Here is a 2,649-nt window from a genome sequence, read left to right on the forward strand (position 1 = left end):
GATCTACACGACCTGACCAGTTACAGCGGGTCAAGATATTTCACAAGGTGGCTGAAGGTTGGCATGACGTCGACGGTGAGGCCATGTTGCTTTCGATGAACTCTGACGACCTCGAAGCGGTAGAGCGTATCGCGGAACGACACGGTAACGTTGTCGGGGATCGCGGGGACTACCACGGGGAAGACTTCTACTTCGACATCGCGAACGGCGCCCGGTCCGAGAGGCAACGTCGGACCCGCTAGCCTTCGAAGGCTTCGCTTCGTTCATTCTTCCGGCGGATGAGTTTGCCGACTCCTCTCCGCCGGTTGTGGTAACTGCAAGGCTCTCATTTTCCTGCGACTGAAATGGGGATACTGCATGCCCACGAACAGGCAGATTCAGCGTGCTGCCGCGCTGGCGGAATCGAACACGGCTCGTGCGGAAGCGGGTGCGCGTCGCCGTGGCGGCTACACGGAGGAGGCCATTCGCACGGTCCGTGACCGTGAGCACGCGGCGTGGGACCGCTACCGGCGGGGCTGACCGAAGGTTCCTGGGGCGACGGATGGGCGCAAGTTTGCCGACTCTCCCATCCGTCGCCTTCTCTCCCTGCGACAGGAGAAGCTTCATGTCTATCACACACTGCGCCCGGTGTGCCCGGGGCTGCCCAAGGTGCGTGAGGGGTACGCCCCGGCCGGTGGAGGGGCGGGAAAATCCCCGCCCGACGTCGAGGCCAACCCGGCCGGTTCGTAGCGATACGGCTCGGGGTGCCTGAGATGGCGACACGAGAGTTTCGGATCGTGAATGGCCACATGCAGGAAAAGCGGCCCGACGATGTTCCGTGCCGCGTGGAGGGTTGCAACAACGGAAGGGTTCGCACCGTCCACGGGAACTCCGACCGGTGCAACCGGTACGGCGGTGAGGGAAAGGAGCGTAGGTAGATGCCGAGAAAGACGCGTCGCAGGCAGACCATCGCTCCGCATTACCAGCCTGCCCTCCCGTTCTCCGAGGACAGTCCTGCGGCTCCGGCTGGGGTGCGGATTCCGCTGGTGTCGTCACAGGAGGCGGCGGAACCCATCACGCTGGAATCACGGCGGCACCGTCGACGTCGGTGAAGCTGCTGGACTGGTCGGGGCGGAATGGGGCTCAGAAAGGGTCCTGTGGCCCTTCCCGCACCTGCGTGCTGTGCGGGTTGCCGGCGATATGCCGTAGTCCGGATGGGGCCCCGATGCACAAGACCTGCGCTGAACAAAACCAGGATGGCTATGCGGAGCATCAATGGGAGTCAACGAATGGAAGGTGACATCTGATGCGTGGACGTGATCGACTGGCGGCGTGGACGACCGGAGAAGCGGTCGCACGGATCAAGGCGGCGCAAAAGTCTGCTCAGGCTTCGTGGGACCCGCTGAAGCGGCTGGCGGATACGTACGGGGATGTTCCCGACGATGACTTCCATGGGCATCTCATGGAGGTCGCAAAGTCGATGGTCCGCCTGGATCACTACTTCGTTTATCTGCTGGCTGAGGCAAGGAGGAGGGGTATCGGGTGAGCTCACACCTTCGTTTCCTTCTCGCGGATCTCGATCCGGCCCGTCGGGTCCTGGTGTCCCGCAGGGCTCCGCTGGCTATCTCGGCTGAGGACACGGTCGGCGGGGCGCTGGGGAAGCTCGGTTCATGGGCGGTGCGTAACGGCCTGTCGGGGATGCTCCGACTGATCACGCGTTTCCCGCGGACCATGCTGACCCTGCTCGCGGGCCTGCTGCTGGTGGATCAGGTCGGGTGGGTGCTCCCGCTGCTACTGCTCGCGCTGCTGTTGTTCTCGGCGCTGGCGTGGCGGTTGACTCATCCGGGGTCCTACCGGCTGTGGCTGGGTCTGCGGGTGCGGTCGTGGTGGCTGCGCTGGACGCGCTACTCGCCTCGCTGGTCGAAGCTGATGCGTGCTCATGACCTGACGGTCCAGCCGACTCCCGAGGTGGAGGCGTGGCCCAGAATCCTGCGGTTGCGGTCGACCGGCACGCGGGACTCGCTGCTGCTACGCCTACGAGACGGCCAGGCTCCGGAAGATCTGGAAGCGAAGGTGATCCCTCTGGCCCACGTGTTGGGCTCGGAGGATGTGCGTATTCGTACGGACAGGCCGGGACGGCTGTGGGTGGATATCCGTCGGGGGGATTTGCTTGCCGCGACGATTCCCGTCCTACCCGTCCCGGCCGTTGTGGACCTGAAACGCCTGCACGTCGGCCTGCGGGAGGATGGGGAGCCGTGGCTTCTGCGGCTCCTCGGCACGCATGTGCTGGTCGCAGGCGCCACCGAATCCGGGAAAGGATCCCTACTCCATAGCGTGATGCGGGCGTTGGCACCGCTGATCGCATCCGGGCTGGTGGAAGTGTGGGCGATCGATCCGAAAGGCGGAATGGAGCTCTACCCGCTGCGGTCGATGTTCACCCGCTACGCGGACGACACCACCAAGGAAATGGCGGAGCTCCTCACTGACTTTGCCTACGAAACCCGCGCACGATCCTTCGACCTGCGTGGCAAGGGACGGAAATTCGTCCCGAGTGTGGAAACCCCGTTCCGGCTGGCCATAGTCGATGAATTCGCGTTCCTTTCCGCCTACCCAGGGCCGCGCGAAGGTCACTTTCCGTGCTGACTGGTTACTCTGGGTTGTGAGGAATGT

General features: G+C 64.0%; 3 protein-coding genes. All 3 read left to right on the forward strand.

Annotated elements, in window-relative coordinates; translation table 11 throughout:
• Positions 1-242 (forward strand): hypothetical protein (locus tag G6R25_RS25635; protein WP_205447394.1); only part of this gene is annotated, 242 nt, incomplete at its 5' end.
• 1,043 nt (positions 243-1,285) lie between these two features.
• Positions 1,286-1,525 (forward strand): hypothetical protein, encoded by a 240-nt coding sequence (locus G6R25_RS23285; RefSeq protein ID WP_136449424.1) that lies wholly within the window; start codon positions 1,286-1,288, stop codon positions 1,523-1,525.
• 131 nt (positions 1,526-1,656) lie between these two features.
• Positions 1,657-2,622, forward strand: a complete 966-nt coding sequence (locus tag G6R25_RS23290; protein ID WP_163554576.1) for an FtsK/SpoIIIE domain-containing protein — start codon at positions 1,657-1,659, stop codon at positions 2,620-2,622.
• Positions 2,623-2,649: the final 27 nt, after the last annotated feature.

This window comes from Candidatus Frankia alpina, assembly GCF_902806485.1.
In the GTDB taxonomy this organism is placed as follows: domain Bacteria; phylum Actinomycetota; class Actinomycetes; order Frankiales; family Frankiaceae; genus Frankia; species Frankia alpina.

What these genes read in the sequence shown, in the direction of transcription:
- G6R25_RS23285 (WP_136449424.1), top strand. Translation starts at nt 1,286, where the DNA reads ATGCGTGGACGTGATCGACTGGCGGCGTGGACGACCGGAGAAGCGGTC.